This is a genomic window from Aliishimia ponticola (assembly GCF_004803475.1).
GTDB lineage: Bacteria > Pseudomonadota > Alphaproteobacteria > Rhodobacterales > Rhodobacteraceae > Aliishimia > Aliishimia ponticola.
In genome coordinates this window covers 87,164-107,063 of sequence record NZ_SRKY01000004.1, presented here as the reverse complement: position 1 = coordinate 107,063, position 19,900 = coordinate 87,164, and the positions used below count along the sequence as shown (strand labels likewise).

The window sequence follows — 19,900 nt, the reverse complement described above, 5'->3', positions numbered from 1 at the left end:
TGTGCGACAAAGGTGCACCATGACACTTGTCACCGACACCGAAGAGTTGCTGTTCGGCGATCCCGAGGTCGCCGCACTGCTTGGCATTCAGCCGCGCCGGTTCGCCGATTTCGCCGATCTTGCTGGCGTGCTTCTGGGCGCCATCTCCGGGGTGCAGGCAGATGTGGTCCGCCGGACATACGCGGCCAATCCCTGTCTGGTCGACATCACCAGCCACGACATCGCCGAAACGGCGCGGCGCAATTTTGAACCGGGCGGCGCGGTGGCATCGCTGCTTTTTGCGCGCGGCGTTCATGCGGTGATGGCGCACCGCGTGGCCCATCAGCTGTGGCGGGATGGCGATCATATGCGCGCTCTGGCCGTCAGTTCGAGCTTCGGCCGCGCCTTTTCCACCGAAATCCACCCCGGCGCGCAGATCGGGCCGGGCTTCTGGCTGGATCACGGTGTTGGTTTTGTCGCCGGAGAGACCTGCATGATCGGGCAAGATGTTTCGATCTGGCACAACGTCACGTTGGGCAGCACCCTGAGTGACAGCGGCCCCAAACGACATCCGACAATCGGCGACGGCGCCGTAATCGGGGCGGGGGCCACCATTCTTGGCAACATCACCGTGGGGGCAGGGGCAAATGTGGCCGCTGGCACCATTGTCGTCGCCGATGTCGCGCCGGGCACTGTGGTCGTCGGTGCCAAGGCGCGGGTCGTCGGGCCTGCGCAGATCTCTTTTCGGCAATCCAAGGAGTAGCGCGATGAATGCCGCATTCGGATTGGATCACCCGCTGATTGCGGTGCACGACATCAATGCCTTGCGTGGCCGCCTGATCTCCATCGGGTTCAATATGACGCCTATCGGCAAACACCCGTGGGGCACCAGCACCAGTCTGGCGATGTTTCAGGGCTGTTTGCTGGAAATCATGGGCATCTACGACGAGACATTGATCGATGAGGTGCCCGCCGGGAATTTCCACTTCGGTCGCCATGTCTATGAGCATCTGCAAAATCGCGAAGGCGTGGCGCTGACCGCGTTGCATAGTACCGATTCAGTTGCAGACGCCGCGTTTGCCGAAAAGGCGGGGTTGGCTGTGAGCGGCCATCTGGAGTTTGGCCGCGATGTGACCCTGCCCGATGGCACGGCCGGGCGCACGAAAACAACGCTCGCCCTGCTGCCAGACGAAATGCACACACGCCTGTCGTTTTTCCTGTGCCAGCAGCACCGCCCTGAATTCATCTACGTGCCAACCTGGTTGGAGCATCGCAATTCGGTTTGCGGCTATGCCGGGGCGTCTGTCCTGACGCGGGAGGAGGACATGGATGCGCTCATCGCCAAGTTTACCGGCCTTTACGGCGCACCCCGCGCCTGCGATGGCGGCACCGTGTTCAATACTGCGAATGGCGAATTACGGCTGCTTTCCCGCACCGCGATCGAGGCGCGCAATGGCCCCCTGCCGCGGGCTGTCCTGATCGGGGACGCGCCGGGCATCGTGACTTTGGACCTTGCCTATTCCGACGAGGAAAAACTGGAGGCATGTTTGCGCAGCTCTGGCCTTGGCTACAGGAGGCACGGCACCGAGTTCCGCCTGTCCGACCCGTCGGCCTTCGGTAACACGTTCCTGAATTTCGTTCCGCGCTAAAATGCCTTGCGCAGGCTACGCTGCTTGCCAAGCCGCCGCAGGCGGAACCGCACTGAGGGCCATTCGCTGCGGATGCAAGATCAGGCCGCTGGCGAATTGTTCGTCTGCGGGACAAAGTGAGCTTTTGCTGCGACTAGGCCAAGAACTGCTTTGCCCGCCTTACGATAGCGGCGAAAGGTACAACCCTCCGCAACATTGTGGCCGATTGGCACACTATTGCAGCCTGAATGAAGCAGAGTCACCGGCGCCCTGATCTACCGTAAAACGCAAAATATTCCCGCTTTTCACTTCGACCAATTGGCAGTTGTAGGGGATCGGCTCACCACCCCAGTCCATTTCGCGGCAGAAGTATCCTTCCTGCCAACTCCAGCTGCCGCTGATATCCCATCCAAGCGCGGCACCTTGGAGGCGGCCGTTCCCCAGAACGTTCAGCCGCACGCCGTAAATACGATTGCGCAGCTCCTTACCGTCCACCAAGGACAGGAACGTTCCCTTATCCGAGACCGGAACAAAGCTGTCGGCGAGGGCCGATGTCGCTCCAAGAACCAGTGTCAAACATACAGTAAGATTTTTCATCGGGTACCTCGTCGAGTGATACTTATTACTACGCAAGCCACAACGATTTGGTTCACTCGACGTTTTGACCGACAGGTTACTTTGGTCCTCACCTCATCAAACGAGCTAAGACTGTGGTTTGTCATATTCGCGGCTACACACCCTTTAAAAGGCCGGATCACAGGTGATCTGCTTTCGACATTGCCTCACTGAAGCTTAACAGACGGCTCTGCCGCTGCCCTCGGGAGACGGGCAACAAACGCCAACGCCAGGAGTTTCAGCGCGCAGGGCAGAACAGCATATAGAAAATTCAAACTCTGCAACGCTTCGGCTGTGTTTGTGCCACCTGGCGTGAACCCCGTATATTGCAATGCCGGCAATACAATCGCGGCTGCTAGCGCCAATGACATCTTCGCGGCAAAAGCCCAGACACCGAACCCGATGCCTGTAGCGACACCTTGCGTCATGAGCACATTGGCAAACAACGCAGGCAGAATGACCATATCCGCGCCCAAAGCCGCACCAGAAGCCGCGCAAATCAGACCAAACCGCCATGCCGCCCCGGCAGGGAGCAAAAAAGCTCCAACAAATGAAATGACGGCGAGGCACATTGCGAACAGTAAAACCTGACGGGCACCAAATCGTGCAGACGCCCGTGACCAAACCAGTGCAGACATGCCCGCAGTCAGAAAGAACAGCAACAGAAAGAGCCCCGCAAGATCGGGCAGTTCGAGGCGGTCTTCGACAAAAAACAAGAAAAGCGTCGACGTGACGGCAACAGGCAGCGCGTTTAGCAGCGCGATCAAGAGCAAATGAATTATTTTGGGCTGTAGCAACCGTCGAAGCGACTGGCCTTGATGCGTTTCAGCGCCCACGGGTCTCCAGAATGGTCGGCTCAGCAGCCAAATGGCCAGCGATGCTATCGCCAGCCCCAGACCAAAAAGCGAATAGCCTTCAAGTACCCCGTAGTAACCCCCGAGTAGCCCGGGCAAGATTGCCGCCACAACGATGCCGCCCAGGGCTCCGGTCTCGCGCAACCCAGCAAACCGCAAATGTTCGCTTTCGGCGCGGTCGCCGACAACTGCGGCGCCCTGTCCGTAAAAAAGAATTGTTCCCAGACTGTAAGACGTGAAGACAAAAACCAATCCGGCAACGAGCCCAAACATGTTTGGCTGCATTACGAAAACGATCCAGAAACCTATCCCCATTCCTAGAAACGCGCCCGCCGCAAAACGCGACCTGAAGGCGGGAAAACGATCGATTACGCGCCCTAGTATGGGATCTTGAACAAAGTCCAAAGCACGTAAGCCGAACAGAAGGTAGCCGATGGTCCCCAAGCCAAGTCCCAACTCGGCCGCAAAACTTGGAAGGTGGATATACAAAGGGATGCCAGCAGATGCCAGAAAGGCCGCGACCAACGGAACTGTCACTTTGTCAGTCATTTTGCCTCCCCAACACTCATTGATTACGTCCAGAACGTTGGTTTGGATCAATGCGGTGGCCGGGCATCCTGACGATTACTGTTCACAGGGCTTTGTTGCACAAATCGAATGAAGGGTGTTCTTTCCCGTTCCCCTGACGGACTCATCCCACGGGTTCTGTGACAGGAATTCCAAGAGCGGTGTAGCGGTTCAACACCGTGATGCGGACCTGGATCCCCGCGACCCGCCGACCGAAGTCCCGCGCCAGGAGGCTCTCGCCCAGTCGTTTCACACAATGCATCTTGGTCTCGACGCGGCTTCGCCGGTGATAGCCGCTCCATCGTCGCCACAGGGTGCGGCCCAGGTATCTTGACGCCTCCACGGCTTGATTCCGGGCGATGGCCCAGTTGCTCGTGGGCTTCCATGGCTTGGCGTTCTTGCGAGGCGGAATGACGGCGTGGGTATCAGGAGCAGCGATCGCGTCGTGGCATTTGCGCGTGTCGTAGGCTCCGTCTGCAGTGACGTTGCCGATGTTCTGATCGGGTTGGATCTGCGCAAACAATTCCGGCAGCATCGCGGCCTCACTGAATTGTTGCCGCCGACCGCGTCTGCCCGTCGGCGGCGATATCCAGACCATCTGCGGATCAAACCAGAGTGATAGCGACCCACGTCGCTTCACGCTGTCACTGTAAGTCGACCAGTTCGTGGTCTTGTACTTCATATGGGCCCAGCTGCGCATGGGCTCGAAATACCACGCTGGATTCGCGAGATGAATCCTTCAACTCATTTTGCAACAAAGCCATGGCAGATTGCCCCTTGCGGGCAGCAGTATAACACACTGATATTGATTATTTAAAGTGGCGGAGACGAAGGGATTCGAACCCTCGAGACGGTTTCCCGCCTACTCCCTTAGCAGGGGAGCGCCTTCGACCACTCGGCCACGTCTCCGCTGACCCGTCTAACGGCACGGGGGGGCGAGGGCAAGGCCAGAGTCGCTGGAATACGGGGCAAAACAGCGTCTGTGTCAGACTTGTCCGACATTGAGCATCGGCGCCGGTGTATCGGCCTGTGGACGCAGCGGGACGGAGTTGCGCACCTTGTCCGCCAGATCGTGGCCGAACCGCGCCATCAGCGCATTTTCCAGCGGGCGGGATCGGTGCATCGTGCGGCGTAGATCGGCAGTGCACCATTCCGCGTAAACAGCGCCTTTTGGAACGATTACCGTGGCGCTGGCAACGCCGCCTTGCAGCAGCATGATCTCTCCGGCGAAGGCGGGCCCCTGCGCGGCGTAGTTGAGGCCGCGTTTCTTGACCGTGAAGCTTTTGGTTTCGAGAAAGAACAGCTTGTCCGTGCGCTGGCCTTCATGAAGCAGCACCGTGTCCTCGCCGGCCACGGTCCAGCGGGCGCGGCGAATGATGCGGCGAAACTGGCCCGGTGACAGCGTCTTGAAATACTCGAACGCGATCCGCTCTTTTTCGGTCATGAACCAGGTGGAGCGTTCCATGACGATCACCCCGATGATGGTCAGATTGACCGAAACCAGCACCGAATTGGCCATGACCGATCCCAGGATGGCCGGGCTTTGCAGCGCATAAAAGGCGATATCGAACCCGGTTCCAACGGCCAGCATGCAACGCAGAAGCAACTCGTCCCGGACCATGTAGCCAAAGCATTTTAGCACGAGGCCAATGAAAATGAGGAAAACGAAAGGCTGATCAAACATCGGGGGTCCAGTCGCAATATGACAGGTATATGTCATAGCAGCGGACCGCCTGATTTTCACGGCAATAATGCCTTTGGTAAGGAATTCCGTACCTTTGACAAAGGGTTAATCAACCCGCCCGGGAAGGGCGGATCACCGGGTCAGGTGTTGAAAAGGAAGTGCATGACGTCGCCATCCTTGACCATATAGGCCTTCCCCTCGGCGCGCATCTTGCCGGCTTCCTTGGCAGGCTGTTCGCCGCCGCAGGTGATGTAATCGTCATAGGCGATCGTTTCAGCGCGGATGAAACCCTTTTCGAAATCACCATGGATCACACCGGCTGCTTGCGGTGCCAACGTGCCTTGCGGGATCGTCCATGCGCGGGCCTCTTTGGGGCCGACGGTGAAATAGGTTTCAAGGTTCAGCAGCCCGTAGCCCGCCTTGATCAACCGGTCGAGCCCGGCCTCCTCCAGCCCCATCTCTGACAGGAACATCTCGGCCTCGTCCACTTCGAGCTGGCTGAGTTCTTCTTCGATCCGGGCCGAGATGATGACGTGCGAGTTGCCCTGCGCCGCGGCCATTTCGGCGACCTTGGCGGACAGCGCATTGCCTTGCGCCGCGTCTTCCTCGGCCACGTTACAGACGTAAAGAACCGGCTTGGTGCTTAGCAGTTGCAGCATGTTCCATGCCTTCAGGTCTTCAGCATCGACTTCGACCACGCGGGCGGGCTTGCCGTCTTCCAGCGCGGCCTTTGCCGCTTCCATCAGACGTTGCTGCTGCACGGCTTCCTTGTCACCGCCGCGCACTTTACGGACGATGTTCTGCAACCGCTTTTCGATGCTTTCCAGATCGGCGAGCATCAGTTCCATTTCGATGGTTTCCGCATCGGCCACGGGGTCCACGCGGCCTTCCACATGGGTGATGTCATCATCTTCAAAGCAGCGCAGCACATGCGCGATGGCGTCAACTTCGCGGATATTGGCGAGGAACTGGTTGCCCAAACCTTCGCCCTTGGACGCGCCCTTCACCAGACCGGCAATATCCACAAAGGTCATGCGGGCCGGGATGATCTGCGCGGACCCCGCGATCTCTGCCAGTTTGGCCAGCCGGGCATCCGGCACGCCGACATCGCCGACATTCGGCTCGATCGTGCAGAACGGAAAGTTCGCCGCCTGCGCCGCCGCGGTTTTCGTCAGCGCGTTGAACAATGTGGATTTGCCGACATTCGGCAAGCCAACGATACCCATGCGAAAGCCCATGGCGGTCTCCTGAAAGCTAAGTCGCGTCTCCTTATCCGCCTGCCAAAAGCGGCGCAAGCTATGCTCTGCCTGCGATTAACGCCAGAATGCACACGGGCGAGCCATTGCACTTGGCCGGAGTTTTCGGCATGACCGCTGACGAGATCAGGAAAAGGGCACAGCATGTCTCGGATTGACGCCAAATTTGCCGAACTTCAGGCCGCCGGAAAAAAGGCCTTTGTCGCCTATGTGATGGCCGGAGACCCCGACTACGACACCGCGCTGGAAATCGTTCAGGGTATGCCGGGGGCGGGTGTCGATATCATTGAGCTGGGCCTGCCCTTCACCGATCCCATGGCGGATGGCCCGACGATCCAGTTGGCCGGGCAGCGCGCGCTTGAGACGGGCATGACCTTGGAGCGCACGCTGGACGTGGCGCGCGCCTTTCGCAAGACCGACGACACCACGCCAATCGTGCTTATGGGGTATTACAATCCGATCTACTCGCGCGGTGTGGACAAGTTCCTCGAAGACGCGAAAGAGGCCGGGATCGACGGTCTGATCATCGTGGACCTGCCGCCCGAAGAAGATGAAGAGCTTTGCATCCCCGCACAGGCGGCTGGGCTGAACTTTATCCGTCTGGCCACGCCGACCACGGATGACAAGCGCCTGCCGACCGTGCTGCAAAACACCTCTGGTTTCGTGTATTACGTATCGATCACCGGGATCACCGGCGCGGCAGAGGCACAAGCGGTCGACGTGGCGCCAGAAGTCGCGCGGATCAAAGCCAAGACGGATCTGCCAGTGATCGTGGGCTTCGGCATCAAGACGCCGGACCATGCCAAGAATATCGCCAGCGTTGCCGATGGGGCCGTTGTCGGCTCTGCCATCGTGGAACGGATCGGCAAGGGCGATAGCGCGGCGGATGTGCTGGCCTTCGTCAAGTCACTGGCCGATGGCGCGCACAGCGCCTAACCCCGCCGTTTGAGCATATGCGTCGCCTTGTAAGAGGCGACGACAGCGCCGCTTTGATTGATGATCTCGTTGAAGACATCGACAAAGCCCCGGTCCGGTTTGGACCGTGACGCCGTCGCCTTGAGGACCGTGGCCCGCACTTTCAGCGTGTCGCCGGGGTAAACGGGCGCCTTCCAGCGAATCTCGTCCATGCCGGGCGATCCCATTGACGAGTCCGACCAATCGCTGGCAGCCAGCGTCAGGTTGAACGCGGTCAGCAGGGTGTGAAATCCGCTCGCGATGATCCGCCCATAAGGGGATGCCTTGGCGGCCTCTTCGTCCAGATGGAACGGTTGCGCGTCCCACTGTTTGGCAAAGGTGATGATCTCCTCCTGCGTCAGGCTTTTCTCGCCCGTTTCGTAGGTAAAGCCTTCGGTCATGTCCTCGAAATACATGCTGTCCTCCCGTGGGCCCGGCGCGTCTTTGCCCGGCCCTTCGCATCTGCGCTCCGATGGTTGAGCGCGACCCTTACGCGGTGCAATCCTTCCGCTACGTCACGCGGGCGCATCCGCCGAGTATATTAACCATTGCCGCGCGCAGCGTTGATTGGTAACTTTTTTTGACCAAAGCTTGGAGGAGCCGCGAAATGCCCGTCATCACCTGCATTGATGATCTCAAAAGGATTTATGAGCGCCGGGTTCCCCGCATGTTCTACGACTACGCAGAAAGCGGCAGTTGGACGGAGCAGACCTTTCGCGAAAATACCTCTGACTTCGACAAGTTGCGCCTTCGTCAGCGTGTGGCCGTGGATATGACCGGACGCAGCACGCGAGGCCAGATGATCGGGCAGGACGTGACGATGCCGGTGGCGCTGGCCCCGGTGGGCCTGACGGGGATGCAGAATGCCGATGGCGAGATGAAAGCCGCGCGTGCCGCAGAGGCATTCGGCGTGCCGTTCACGCTGTCCACCATGTCGATCAACTCCATCGAGGACGTCGCAGAAGCGACGACCAAGCCCTTCTGGTTCCAGCTTTACACGATGAAGGACACCGATTTCACCGGGCGTCTGATCGAACGCGCCAAGGCCGCGAACTGTTCGGCGCTGGTCATCACGCTGGATCTGCAAATCCTTGGTCAGCGGCATAAGGACCTTAAGAACGGCCTGTCTGCCCCGCCGAAGATGACACCGAAAACCATCGCGAATCTCGCAACCAAATGGGCGTGGGGCATCGAAATGCTATCCGCCAAGCGGCGCGAGTTCGGCAACATCGTCGGCCATGTGGACGGGATCACCGATACCTCGCAACTGGGGGCGTGGACGGCAGAGCAATTCGACCCGTCGCTTGACTGGGGCAAGATCGAAAAGCTGATGGAACAATGGGGCGGCAAGGTGATCCTGAAGGGCATTCTGGATGCAGAGGACGCGAAAATGGCCGCCAAGCTGGGCGCGGATGCCATCGTCGTATCGAACCATGGGGGCCGTCAGTTGGATGGCGCGCTGTCGTCGATCCGGATGCTGCGTCCGATCCTCGATGCGGTGGGCGACGATGTGGAAGTGCATCTCGACAGCGGTATCCGGTCCGGTCAGGACGTGCTCAAGGCGCTCGCGATGGGGGCCAAGGGGACCTATATCGGACGCGCGTTCATCTATGGGTTGGGCGCGATGGGCCAGAAAGGCGTGCAGACCGCGCTGGAGGTGATCCAGAAAGAACTGGATACGACCATGGCGCTGTGCGGTGAAACCAATGTCAGCGATCTTGGCCTGCAAAACCTGCTGATTCCAGAGGATTTCGAAGGCCGCTGGCAGTCCTGACCGGGCCTGCGGGAACGGAATATTCAGCACTGCGCGCTAAGCTGGCGGCATGCTTGTATTCGCCGACGCCAAACTTGTGTTCCTTGCCACGCCCAAAACCGGCACAACCGCAGTGGAAACCGCGTTGCGGCGTCACGCGGATCTGGTCTTTGCGCTTGGCCAGAAACATGTCACGGCGCGCAGGTATCGCCGCAGGATCAGGCCGTTTCTCGAAAAGGAAATCGGACCGGGGCTTGAAACGGTCGCGATGATGCGCGCGCCGCTGGATCAGTTGCGAAGCTGGTACAAATACCGGGCGCGTTCGGGGCTGGTGGCGCCGCAAAAATCGACCGCCGGCATGACGTTCGAACAGTTCGTTGCCGATGTTCTGGAACCCGTGCCCCCGGCCCACGCGCATATCGGATCGCAGTTCCAGTTCCTGACCAATGCGCGCGGGCGGCGGGTGGTCGATCACCTTTTCGCCTATGAGGCGCAAGAACAGTTTCAGGACTTTCTGTCCGGACGCCTCGGCTTTGAGGTCGATTTCGACAAGCGCAATGTCTCACCCAAACGGCACGCCTCTCTTTCCCCCCAGCTGGAAGCCGCCCTGCGCCAGGCCCGCGCGGAGGAATTTGCGCTTTATGCCCGGCTATGGCAGGCGGGGGGATACCTTGGGCCGAACGGGCGCAAGCGCCGCAAGGCCCCCTTGGTCGATACGCAGCAGGCCCCTGCAAAATAAGGCTTTGCAATTCGCCGCTTTCCGTCTATACGCGCGTCCTCATGCGGGACCCGACAGCCTTGGAGGCGGCCCGCAGATGACAATTTAGGAGATACGACTATGGCTGGTGAGATTCCTGATCTCGAAGCCCAGGTCCGGACGGGGACAGGCAAGGGCGCCGCTCGTCAGTCCCGTCGCGACGGGATGGTACCTGGGATCGTTTACGGTGGCGGTGAAGATCCGCAACCGATCAACATTCCGTTCAACAAACTCTTTCACAAACTCAAGGCCGGGCGCTTCATGTCCACCTTGTGGAACCTGAAAGTTGACGGTCAGGACGACGTCCGCGTGATCTGCCGCAACGTGCAGCGCGACGTGGTCAAAGACCTTCCGACGCATATCGACCTGATGCGCCTGCGCCGCACCAGCCGTGTGAACCTTTTCATCCACGTGGAATTCACGGGTGAAGATGCGTGCCCCGGCCTGAAAAAAGGCGGTGTGCTGACGGTTGTCCGCCCCGAGGTGGAGTTGAACGTTGTTGCGGGCGAAATCCCGGAAAGCATCGTTGCAGACATCTCCGGTCTGGATATTGGCGACACCATCACGATCTCGTCCATCTCGCTGCCGGCTGGCGCGAAACCGACGATCGACCGTGACTTCGTGATCGGCAACATCTCTGCTCCGTCCGGTCTGCGTTCTTCCGAGAACGAAGAGGGTGACGCAGAAGAGGCCGTCGAAGAGACCGCCGAAGAATAATCATCAGCCACTGATTGGCGATGTGCAGAAGGGGGCCGCGTGGCCCCCTTTTTTGTTGCTGCGTGCCTTAGCCCAGCGACAGCCCGGTTCCGTATTGTTGGAGAATGTCGATCGCGACGATCTCAAGCGCGCGCTGATGCGTCGCCTTCAGATTGACCTGCGGCGCGCACCCTTCGTCATGGGCTTGCAGGAAGCGAGAGGCGCAAAGGCACCAGCTATCACCCGGCTTCAATCCCGCGAAACGGAACTCTGGTCGCGGGGTCGACAGATCATTGCCCACATATTTCGAGTAGGCGAGGAATTCTGCGGTCATCACGGCGCATACCGTGTGGCTGCCCTGATCTTGCGCGCATGTATTGCAATGCCCGTCACGAAAGAAGCCTGTCACGGGATCTAGGCTGCACCCTTCCAACGGGCCGCCCAACACGTTGATGCTGTCATCTGGTTCCATGGGTCGCCTCTGCTGCGCGCGGTGGTCCTTGAGTATCTGTACCACATCCCTGCCGCGTTCAGGGAAGCGGAATCTCGCGGTGATCCGCAATGTCGAACAGATCGACCGGCCCGGCCAAAAGCTCTTGCACAAGCGCGTCGCAAAAACCCCAGATCGCTTCGTCCTGCATCAGGTGATGTGTCAGCAGGCCCAGCGGTTCGGCCGGGTCGGTGCGCCCGTCGCGGCGGGCTGTCAGCGTGTCGACCAGCCGTGAAAGCGTCAATTCCGGGTCCACGACGCTGCGGGTGCCGCGCCAATCCACCGGGTCGATATGGGTGTTGATCTGTACAAGCCTGGGCACCGCTTCCCGCGCCTTGCGCGCGCCATAGGTCGACACGGCATGATAGCCGATGTGGGCAAGCTCCGGCAGGAGGGCTGCATCAATACGGTTCCATGGCGGCACGAACATCGGATGTGCGCGCGCGCCGAAAAGCGTGGTCATCCGTTCAAAGCTGCGCGCGGCGTCGGCAGCAGCGTCACCGCGCGGATGCCCGAATTCCGCTGATTTATGCCCGTCCGGCGCGTGATTCTCATGCGACCAGCCATGGATAACGGCGCGAAACCCGTCCGGGCCAAGGAACGGGGCCAGCGTCGGTTCCGCCCGTGCGGGAATAATCGCCAGATGCACGTGCACCCCGTGGCGGCTGGACATCTGGGCCAGACGGTCCAGCGCCGCCGTCGGGTGAACTGCGTCATCGTCACGCCACCAGAAAGGCAGACGCCGCCCGGCTTGCTCCCAGCGCGCAAGCTCGCATCGCAGATCGCGCCAACCGCTCATTCCAAGGCCTCCGTGCAGATCCTGACGGCTTCGCGGGCGCCGTCCAGACGAAATGCTGCCCTGCGGCGCAGTGGGGCCGCCATCGCCCGGTCGAGCGCATGTAGCAGCGCGGAGCCGTTCAAAGCGTCGGAAGGGACAAGTTCGATCCCGTCCAGCCGCGCCAGCGCCCGCGCCCGCAGCGACTGTTCCACCTCACCGCCATCGTCGAATGGGGTAATGACGGCGGGAATGCCCGTTTGCAGCAGGTCCATCGCCGTGTTGTAGCCGCACATGCTGACAGAGGCAGAGGCGCGCTGCATCATTTCCCGAAAGTCCGGGCGCGCGGCCTCCACGATCACGTTATGGGGGGCATGTGCGGCCAGCCGCGCGATCCGGTCCTGCGATTGCTGCCCGCCGACCAGTATCCGCCACGTCCGTTCGTCGCCTTGCGCAGCCGTGAGCGCGGCGCTGAACAAGGCCCCGCCAACCGCGCCGCCACCCGCGCTGACAAGGATTTCGCCTTGCCCGGCTTGCCCGGTCAACAGCGGCAAAGGCGGCACGACAAACCCCGTGTACCGCAGCACGGCTGCAAGTTCGGGCGTGACGGGCCAGCTTTCGTCCAGCGGGACAAGCGCCCGGTCCGAATGGACGAGCACGCCATCATAGAAGCGGCGGACGATGTCCTCGGCAAAGGCGGCCTTGGTCGGTTTCGATGGCGGTGCAAGCACATCGCGGATCGAAGCAAAGACACGCGGCGACGAGGCGCTGTTCTTGGCAGCGTCCAGCAGTTCGATAAACTCGGCGCGCAGGTTGCGCCGCCCGAATGGGAAAAGCTCGGTGATCAGAATATCTGGGGCGAGCGTGCGCCAAAGGTCCAGCAGCGCGTGGCGGCGCTGTGCCAGGTAATCGTCGTCCGCCAGCACATCCGCCTCGCCCAGAAGGCGCGTGAAATCCGTTCCGTCAGAGCGGAGCGGGGGCAATTGGTGCAGATGCACATATTGCGCGTTCAAATGCGGGGCAGGAAACCCGCCCGAAATAACATGCGCCTCATGGCCCGCAGCCGAGAAGGCGCGGCCCAAGGCCAATGCGCGCGCCAGATGGCCAGTGCCAAGCAGGTGGGTGACGACGATGAGGACACGGGCGGTCATGGACGGCGCTCCATCAGTCGGACAGGCTCCGGTTGCGGCTGCCACCCGGCGTGGGTTCGTTCCATCACGAAAAGCCTGTTGCGCTTGACCCGGAAGGGGCAGGGACCGGCGAAGTTCCAACCCCACGCGATGGCCAACAAAACGCGCATGACGCCGATATGGCAAATCGCGACGTGATCGCCGCGCAGCGCTTCCAGCCATGGCTCCAACCTGGTGCGTAACTCTGCCGGGCTTTCGCCGCCCGGCGGGTGATATTCCCACCCCCAGTCTTCGATATCGCGGAATCCGCTTTCAGGATCGGCCTTGAGCGTCACGCCGTGCTGGCCTTCCCAATCGCCCCAATCCATCTCCAGTAGCGCATCATCGATCACGGGTGCGCGCCCGGCGACGATCTGCGCGGTCTCTTGCGCGCGCGACAGTGGGCTGGCCCAAAGCGTTGCGCGGTCCCAAGGCGCTGGCAGGCACAGGTGGGAAAGATCGGTGCGCGCGCTGTCCTCCAGCGGGATGTCGGTGCGCCCTTGAATGCGGTGATCGGCGTTCCACGCGGTGCGCCCGTGACGCATCAAGGCCAGGCGTGCGGTCATACCAATGGCTCCAACGCGCGGCGCAAACAGGCGGCCGCAGCGGGCCGTAAATGATAGCTTCGGATGTAGTCGCGAAGCGCGGCCGCAGTGGGGGCAGGTGCGGCAAGCCCGCGTGCCAAGCCCAGCGCCCCTTCTTCGGGGTGGGGCAACACATGGCCGGGGGCGATCACGTCGCGCAGCCCCGGACGGTCCTGCGCCAGAACCGGCACACCTGCTGCCTGTGCTTCCAGATAGACCATGCCAATCGCCTCATTCACACCGGGCCATATAAACCGTGATGCGCTGGAATACACCTTTTCCAGGGCATCAGGCTGCATCTTGCCCAGAAACCGGACTTGCGCCGCAAAGGGCTGCATCAACGCCTCGACCACGTCGCGCTTCTTGCCGTCGCCGACAATATCCAGCCGGGTCGTGCCGGGCGCGTGGCCCAGCATCCCGGCAATCAGCCGGTAGCTTTCGACCTTGTCGCCGGGCCGCATCATCCCGACAGCCAGCGCCGGCCCGTTCCGGGAGCTGGCGGGGGGCAGGTCGTCACGATCAAGGAACGGGCGCAGATGTTCCAGCGTCTGACTTGGCGGGGCGAAGGAGTGAAGCGCTTCGCTGTCCCGGCGGGTGAAGTAGAAGATGACCTTGGCCGCATCTGCGGCGCGTTCAGCGGCATCGGCGAAGCTTGCCCAAGGTCCGGTCAGCCGCTTTTTCGCGCGGGTCGATTCGATCTGCACATAGGGAATACTCAGCGCCTCGGCCACGCGCGGGCCCAACAGGTCGGGCGCTTTGTAATAGTTGTGATAACTGACCCAAAGCCGCCAACCCGCCTGTCGCCCACGTGCGATAAGGTCGGGCAGGGCATCTGCCGCGCGCGCCATCAGATCCTGTTGCACCGCAGGATCGCCCTTGATGTCGAGCAGACGCAGGTCGCTTGCCAGATCGGCACGCAAGCCCGCGTGACCCAGGGCCTTGATCAACGCGCGGGCGATCTGCCTGTCACCCGACGGGTTCGGATGCGACGGCGGTTTCAGGGGCGCATAGAAGGCGACCGGTATCATGCGATCATGGCTCGAAGCCGGGTCTCCAACTGGGCAATGCCGGGGGCCATCAGGAACTCTTCCCGCAGGCGGTCATAGGCGGCATTTGCCCAGAGTTCGGCCTCTTCCGGGTGGCGCGCGATCCGTTCAATCGCGGCGGCAAGCGCCTCTGGCGTGTCTTCGGACAAAAGTCCGTGTGTACCGGTTTCGATGAACTCCGGGATCGACGAAACCGGGGTCGACAGGATCGGCAAACGCTGCGAGGCCGCTTCCATCAGGACATTGGGCAGCCCGTCACGATCACCGTCGCTGGCCACGCGAGAGGGCAGAACGAACAGGTCCGCGGCGCGCATCGCTTCGATCACTTCGGGCTGGTCACACGCCCCGCGCCACGTGATCCGACGAGACAGGCCTGCAGCCTCGGCGCGGGCCTTCAGGCTCTCCGACAGGGTGCCGCCACCGATATGGGTCCAGTGCCAGTCCAGATCGCGGGGCAATAGCGCAAAGGCATCGATCAGCCGGTCGAACCCCTTCTTTTCCACCAAACGCCCAACCGACACCATGTGCAGCGGCGCGTCTGGCGCGCGCAGTGGGCGCTCCGGCGGGTCCGGGAAGCGCGACAGGTCAAGCCCGTGATAGACCAGATCGACAGCGCCGGGATTCCCGGCGATCTGCCGCAAGTGGCGCGCGCCTAGGGCGGTGCAGGTCGCGCCCCATGCCGCCGCGCCCGGTCCGGCGCGCAGCTTCTCGGACAGGTCCCAATCGACGGAGGTCCAGATGTCCTTGGCATGGGCCGAGTAGGCCCAGGGCAGGCCGCGCATCACGGCGGCATAGCGCGTGACCGAGGCGGGCGTGTGCAGGAAATGCGCGTAAAGCCCGGCAGTCCCATCAGGCAAATCCGCGGCCATGACGCAGGCTTGCCCGAAGCGCCGAACGCGGTTGCGCGAGAAGTCGCGATAGAGATCCCGCAGAAACATCGCGCGCGCAGCGGCGTATCCGGGCAAACGGCGCGCCTTGCGCCACGCGGTCCAGACCCGCCCCGGTTCATCATGCAGATATTCAGGCAGATAATGCACCGCGCCCGTCACCTTGTCGTGCAACGGGTGCCGCTTCTTGTCGGTCGGGTGGCGCAGCGACCAGATGTCGAATGCCAGCCCGGCGGCTTCAAGCGCGACCAGTTCCTGTGCGATGAAGGTTTCGGACAGGCGCGGCCAGCCCTTCACCACGATTGCGAGTTTCGGTCCCGTCATTCGGCGGCAGAGGCGGAGGCGTCGCGCCCGGACATCAGGGCACGCACCCGTTCCACCACATAGGTCAGCCCCCCCATCAACTGATCGGCGCCCGCTTCGATCGGGGTCTTCTGTGTTGGCAGTCGGCGGATGGCGGCGGCCATGGCTTCGGGTGTAAGCTCGTGGCGTTCCTCGCTCAACATCGAGACAAGGCCAATGTCTTCGGCGCGTTCGGCACGAATGAACTGTTCTTTGCGGGGCTTGGTGCGCGGCACGATGACCGCGCGCTTGTCGAAGGACAGAACCTCGCAGAAGGTGTTGTACCCGCCCATGCACACGACGCCCTGCGCGCTGGTATAAAGCTGTTCGATCTGGCTTTCGAAGCTGACAGCGGTGACACGTCCGTTCAGCGCGGCGACCCTGCGGTCGAAATCCGCGCGGGTGTCGCCCGTCAGGAACGGGCCGTAGACAAGGATCGCACGCGGCGACAGCGTTGGATCACGCTCATAGGCCGCAAGCACAAGGTTCACCATATTGGCACCGTCGCCGCCACCGCCGGGCGTGACCAGAATGAAGGGGCTGTCCGTGTCGAGCGTGGCGGGCTTATCGGGAAGTGCCTGACGGCGCAGGAACCCGGTCCAATGCATATGGGCGCGGGTTTCTTCGGTGATCGGCAGACCTTGGGTCGGATCATAGAACACGCGTGGGCCATAGACCCAGATTTCGTCATAATACCGCTCTGCCGCTTGGGTCGCGCCCTTGCGCTCCCACTCCGCCGCCAGCGCGTCCTTTTCATCCAGCACGTCGCGCAGCCCCAGAACGCAGCGCGCATGGCCAGCATGGGAAAGATATTCCAGCGTCGGAAGAAGCTCGCCCCGGAAACCCGTGGGCTCTTTGTCGACGATCAGCAGATCGGGATCATAGGCTTCGACCGCCGATTGGATGAGGTTGCCGCGCAGCGTGGTGATTTCGTCGATATCCAGACCCAGCGATTGTGCCACATAGGAGCCATCCGACAGTTTCGTCACACCGGGCAGGCGAACATGGTCCACCCGTTCGGGAAACGCAAAGCGCCCTGCCACGGGGCTGCCTGTCAGGATCAGCGCCGAGGCTTTCGGGTCCGCCGCTGTCAGCGCCGAGGCAATCGCCCGCGACCGCCGCAAATGGCCCAAGCCGAACGTGTCATGGCTGTAAAGAATGATGCGCGCGCCGCGATGGGCGCCATGTCGCAGTGTCACGGCTGCATCCCCCCCATTCCACAGGGGCGTTCCAAGCCAATCCGGCTATGTTCCGCCATGATGCTCTTCCACTACCCAAGCGCCATATGCTGGCCCATCTTCCGCCTATGACACGAAAGCGCGGCGCATGTAAAACCCGCACGGGTGAAATTTCTGTCAGAAGCGGCGGCCCCGCCCTGTTTCTCATCGCTGCGACAACCGTGGGTGAAGGCGCCGGGGAACCGCGATTTTCGATTCAAACACAGCCCAAACTGCTTTAGCGTCCCAAGCTAACAACGATCCGAAAGGGCTTGGCGGATGATCTTCAGGTATCTGCGCGCGGCAGTTTTGTGTGTATTCGCCGTGGCGATGGCCCTCAGTGTCGTGCCAGCAAGCGGGCAAAGCCTTGTGCCCACGACCGAGGACGCGACCGAAACGACATCCGGGTCGCTGGCCCAGGTGATCGAAGAAGCAGCCAAGAACGGGGCGCAGGTGATCGTTGTCGACAGTTCCGGCAACCTGCTGCCCTCTACCGCTGAGCTTGCCGGGCAAGAGGCAACCGAAGACGCAGCACAAAGCGAATCTGTCCGTGATGAGATCAATTCGGACCTGCGGCGCGCTCAGATGAAGGTGAACGACTTCCGCGCGACCTTGGTTGAAAGGGTGGCCTCCCTGCCGACGGCCCTGAACGAAGTGCGGTTCATTCTGATGGCCAGCTCGCCCGACGGTACGATTGCCGCGTTCGGCAAGGTGCTGTTCTTCAGCCTTTTGCTGTTTGCGGTGGGGATGGTGGCAGAGCGTTTCATCTATGGCCCCTATATCGCGCGCCCTTTCATCGTGCCGCTGATCAAGGAAAACCCACGGGGCTATTCCGAGAAGATCCCCTTTCTCGTCATGCGGTTCATCGGCGGTGTGATCGGGGTGCTGTTTTCGATGGTGGTGGCCTATGTGCTGGGCTACGTGTTCATCGGCCCGATCGACGATTCCGCAGTCGAATATACCGTGACGCTGATCAATATCGGCTATTTCTCAGCGCGGGTCATCGCGGGGCTGTGGCGCATGATCCTGTCGCCGTTTCTTAGCCAGTATCGCATCCCGCGCCTGACCGACCGCGAGGCGCTGCGCCTGCATCTGTGGCTGAGTGCCGTTTTCATCATGGGCGTCATCATCGCGCTGTTCGGCCAATGGATCATGGAACTGGGTCTCAATCAGGACGTTCATGTGTTCATCGCCGCAGTGCTGAGCCTTGTGATCCTGCTGGTGAATTTCGCGATGATCCCGGTCAACAAGGGGGCCATCACCCGCGCTATTCTCAATCGCCGCGATCCCAAGGATGTCAGTTGGCCCGCGCGGCTGGTTGCGTCCAGTTGGGCCCCTGCGGCGGTGCTGTTCCTTGTCTATGCCACGGCGCGCCGGATTTACGACCTTGTGGTGGGCAACCCCGAAGGTATGCCCCTCGCGCCTGCGGCCTATCTGGTGCTGACCGTCATCATCGTCGTTTACGGCGTCATCAATTACGGGATCGAACGTGGCTTTGCCCGTGCCCGCGCCATGCGCGAGATGAACGCGGTGGGGCAGGACGGAACGCTTAGCGAGGCCGACGCTATCGGGGGCGAGCGGCCGCATCGTCAGATGGAGACGTTCGAGGATCTCGCGCGCCGGGTGGCGGCCATTCTGGCCTTTGTCGCGGGATTCATTGCCTTTCTGAACCTGTGGCAGGCGGGCAGTGAGATGATGGGTGAAAGCCTGCCGGAACGGACGGTCGATGTGATCGTCATCATGTTCTTCGGATACGTGATTTTCCACGCCTTCCGCATCTGGATAGACGGCAAGATCCGCGAAGAGATCGGCGAAGAAGTGCCTGCGGAACTTGGCGATGAGGGGGGCGGCTCCAGCGCGTCGCGCCTTGCGACATTGCTGCCGCTGTTCCGAAACCTGATCCTGATCGTGATCGTCGTGACGATTCTGCTGATCGTGCTCATGGAAATGGGGGTGAATGTCGGCCCGCTCTTCGCCGGTGCCGGCATCGTCGGTGTCGCGGTGGGTTTCGGCAGCCAGACCTTGGTGCGCGACATCTTTTCGGGGGCGTTTTTCCTGTTCGATGATGCCTTCCGCAAGGGCGAGTATATCGAGATCGGAGACGTGCGCGGCACGGTCGAGAAAATCTCTGTCCGCTCGTTCCAGCTGCGCCACCACTTGGGCAAGCTGCACACGATCCCATTTGGTGAAATTCAGGTGCTGACAAACTATTCGCGCGATTGGGTAATGATGAAACTGCCGCTGCGCGTGACCTATGACACGGATGTGGAAAAGGTCCGCAAGCTGGTCAAGAAACTGGGGCAACAGTTGCTGGAAGACCCGGAAATCGGCGAGGATTTCATCCAGCCGCTGAAGTCGCAGGGCGTCATTGAAATGCAGGACAGCGCGATGATCATCCGCGTCAAGTTCATGACCAAACCCGGCGATCAATGGGTGATCCGCAAGCGCGTGTTTCAGGAAATCCGTGACCTGTTCGAACGCGAGGGCATCAAGTTCGCCCACCGCGAGGTCACTGTCCGCCTTGCCGATGAGGGCGCGCAGAATCTGTCGGAAAAACAGAAGGAGGCCGTGTCGGCCGCCGCCCAAGCCGCGATCGAGGCCGAAGATATCGACGACCTGCCGGACACGGGCGACGACCGCTAGGGTC

Annotated in this window: 20 protein-coding genes and 1 tRNA gene; 7 read left to right on the top strand and 14 right to left on the bottom strand. The window is 61.4% G+C overall.

Annotated features, from left to right (window positions below; genetic code table 11):
* The first annotated feature begins 19 nt into the window (after positions 1–19).
* Complete coding sequence (gene epsC, locus E4Z66_RS14980; RefSeq protein WP_136463860.1) at positions 20–742, top strand: serine O-acetyltransferase EpsC; 723 nt, start codon at positions 20–22, stop codon at positions 740–742.
* Between the two features lie 4 nt (positions 743–746).
* On the top strand, positions 747–1,628 hold the full coding sequence (locus E4Z66_RS14975; RefSeq protein ID WP_136463859.1) for a VOC family protein: 882 nt from the start codon (positions 747–749) through the stop codon (positions 1,626–1,628).
* A gap of 213 nt (positions 1,629–1,841) precedes the next feature.
* On the opposite strand, the gene E4Z66_RS14970 is transcribed toward E4Z66_RS14975, so the two are convergent.
* From E4Z66_RS14970 to ychF, 6 genes are all read right to left on the bottom strand, one after another.
* Positions 1,842–2,204 carry a dihydrodipicolinate reductase gene (locus E4Z66_RS14970; RefSeq protein ID WP_136463858.1) on the bottom strand — a complete coding sequence of 121 codons (363 nt, stop codon included), beginning with the start codon at positions 2,202–2,204 and terminating at the stop codon, positions 1,842–1,844.
* A 185-nt stretch (positions 2,205–2,389) separates the two neighbouring features.
* Positions 2,390–3,625 (bottom strand): MFS transporter, encoded by a 1,236-nt coding sequence (locus tag E4Z66_RS14965; RefSeq protein ID WP_136463857.1) that lies wholly within the window; start codon positions 3,623–3,625, stop codon positions 2,390–2,392.
* Between the two features lie 142 nt (positions 3,626–3,767).
* Positions 3,768–4,343, bottom strand: a complete 576-nt coding sequence (locus E4Z66_RS14960; RefSeq protein WP_136463856.1) for a transposase — start codon at positions 4,341–4,343, stop codon at positions 3,768–3,770.
* A gap of 119 nt (positions 4,344–4,462) precedes the next feature.
* Positions 4,463–4,552: transfer RNA gene (locus tag E4Z66_RS14955), tRNA-Ser, on the bottom strand.
* Between the two features lie 76 nt (positions 4,553–4,628).
* The gene (locus E4Z66_RS14950) at positions 4,629–5,327 is read right to left on the bottom strand and encodes a cyclic nucleotide-binding domain-containing protein (RefSeq protein WP_136463855.1); all 699 of its coding nucleotides are present in this window, start codon (positions 5,325–5,327) and stop codon (positions 4,629–4,631) included.
* Between the two features lie 140 nt (positions 5,328–5,467).
* A complete protein-coding gene (ychF, locus tag E4Z66_RS14945) occupies positions 5,468–6,565 on the bottom strand; it encodes a redox-regulated ATPase YchF (protein WP_136463854.1) in 1,098 nt (365 codons plus the stop codon).
* A 162-nt stretch (positions 6,566–6,727) separates the two neighbouring features.
* On the opposite strand from ychF, the gene trpA reads away from it, so the two are divergent.
* Positions 6,728–7,519 carry a tryptophan synthase subunit alpha gene (gene trpA, locus E4Z66_RS14940; RefSeq protein WP_136463853.1) on the top strand — a complete coding sequence of 264 codons (792 nt, stop codon included), beginning with the start codon at positions 6,728–6,730 and terminating at the stop codon, positions 7,517–7,519.
* Here trpA and E4Z66_RS14935 read toward each other — a convergent pair.
* A complete protein-coding gene (locus tag E4Z66_RS14935) occupies positions 7,516–7,953 on the bottom strand; it encodes a MaoC family dehydratase (protein ID WP_136463852.1) in 438 nt (145 codons plus the stop codon). The genes trpA and E4Z66_RS14935 overlap by 4 nt on opposite strands.
* Before the next feature lie 191 nt (positions 7,954–8,144).
* On the opposite strand from E4Z66_RS14935, the gene E4Z66_RS14930 reads away from it, so the two are divergent.
* The 3 genes from E4Z66_RS14930 to E4Z66_RS14920 all read left to right on the top strand — a co-directional run bounded on the left by E4Z66_RS14930 (position 8,145) and on the right by E4Z66_RS14920 (position 10,764).
* Positions 8,145–9,311: an alpha-hydroxy acid oxidase gene (locus E4Z66_RS14930; protein WP_136463851.1), complete on the top strand. Its 1,167-nt coding sequence runs from the start codon at positions 8,145–8,147 to the stop codon at positions 9,309–9,311.
* Between the two features lie 49 nt (positions 9,312–9,360).
* Positions 9,361–10,029, top strand: a complete 669-nt coding sequence (locus E4Z66_RS14925; protein ID WP_211097167.1) for a hypothetical protein — start codon at positions 9,361–9,363, stop codon at positions 10,027–10,029.
* A 99-nt stretch (positions 10,030–10,128) separates the two neighbouring features.
* A complete protein-coding gene (locus E4Z66_RS14920; RefSeq protein ID WP_136463850.1) occupies positions 10,129–10,764 on the top strand; it encodes a 50S ribosomal protein L25/general stress protein Ctc in 636 nt (211 codons plus the stop codon).
* 67 nt (positions 10,765–10,831) lie between these two features.
* Here E4Z66_RS14920 and E4Z66_RS14915 read toward each other — a convergent pair whose 3' ends face one another.
* From E4Z66_RS14915 to E4Z66_RS14885, 7 genes are read right to left on the bottom strand one after another with little or no spacing between them, the layout of a single operon-like run.
* Positions 10,832–11,215: a DUF2237 family protein gene (locus tag E4Z66_RS14915; RefSeq protein WP_136463849.1), complete on the bottom strand. Its 384-nt coding sequence runs from the start codon at positions 11,213–11,215 to the stop codon at positions 10,832–10,834.
* Between the two features lie 58 nt (positions 11,216–11,273).
* Entirely contained in the window at positions 11,274–12,032 is a 759-nt protein-coding gene (locus E4Z66_RS14910; RefSeq protein WP_136463848.1) for a polysaccharide deacetylase family protein, read from the bottom strand.
* Entirely contained in the window at positions 12,029–13,159 is a 1,131-nt protein-coding gene (locus E4Z66_RS14905) for a glycosyltransferase family protein (RefSeq protein WP_136463847.1), read from the bottom strand. Before E4Z66_RS14905 ends, E4Z66_RS14910 begins: the two co-directional genes overlap by 4 nt.
* Complete coding sequence (locus tag E4Z66_RS14900; protein WP_136463846.1) at positions 13,156–13,743, bottom strand: histidine phosphatase family protein; 588 nt, start codon at positions 13,741–13,743, stop codon at positions 13,156–13,158. Before E4Z66_RS14900 ends, E4Z66_RS14905 begins: the two co-directional genes overlap by 4 nt.
* Positions 13,740–14,789, bottom strand: coding sequence for a glycosyltransferase family 4 protein (locus E4Z66_RS14895; protein ID WP_136463845.1), 1,050 nt, complete (start codon positions 14,787–14,789; stop codon positions 13,740–13,742). Before E4Z66_RS14895 ends, E4Z66_RS14900 begins: the two co-directional genes overlap by 4 nt.
* Positions 14,786–16,018 carry a glycosyltransferase family 4 protein gene (locus E4Z66_RS14890; protein ID WP_136463844.1) on the bottom strand — a complete coding sequence of 411 codons (1,233 nt, stop codon included), beginning with the start codon at positions 16,016–16,018 and terminating at the stop codon, positions 14,786–14,788. The genes E4Z66_RS14895 and E4Z66_RS14890 overlap by 4 nt, the downstream gene beginning before the upstream one ends.
* Complete coding sequence (locus E4Z66_RS14885) at positions 16,015–17,235, bottom strand: glycosyltransferase family protein (RefSeq protein WP_136463843.1); 1,221 nt, start codon at positions 17,233–17,235, stop codon at positions 16,015–16,017. Before E4Z66_RS14885 ends, E4Z66_RS14890 begins: the two co-directional genes overlap by 4 nt.
* Before the next feature lie 297 nt (positions 17,236–17,532).
* Between E4Z66_RS14885 and E4Z66_RS14880 the strand changes: the two genes are divergently transcribed.
* Positions 17,533–19,896 carry a mechanosensitive ion channel family protein gene (locus E4Z66_RS14880; RefSeq protein ID WP_136463842.1) on the top strand — a complete coding sequence of 788 codons (2,364 nt, stop codon included), beginning with the start codon at positions 17,533–17,535 and terminating at the stop codon, positions 19,894–19,896.
* Positions 19,897–19,900: the final 4 nt, after the last annotated feature.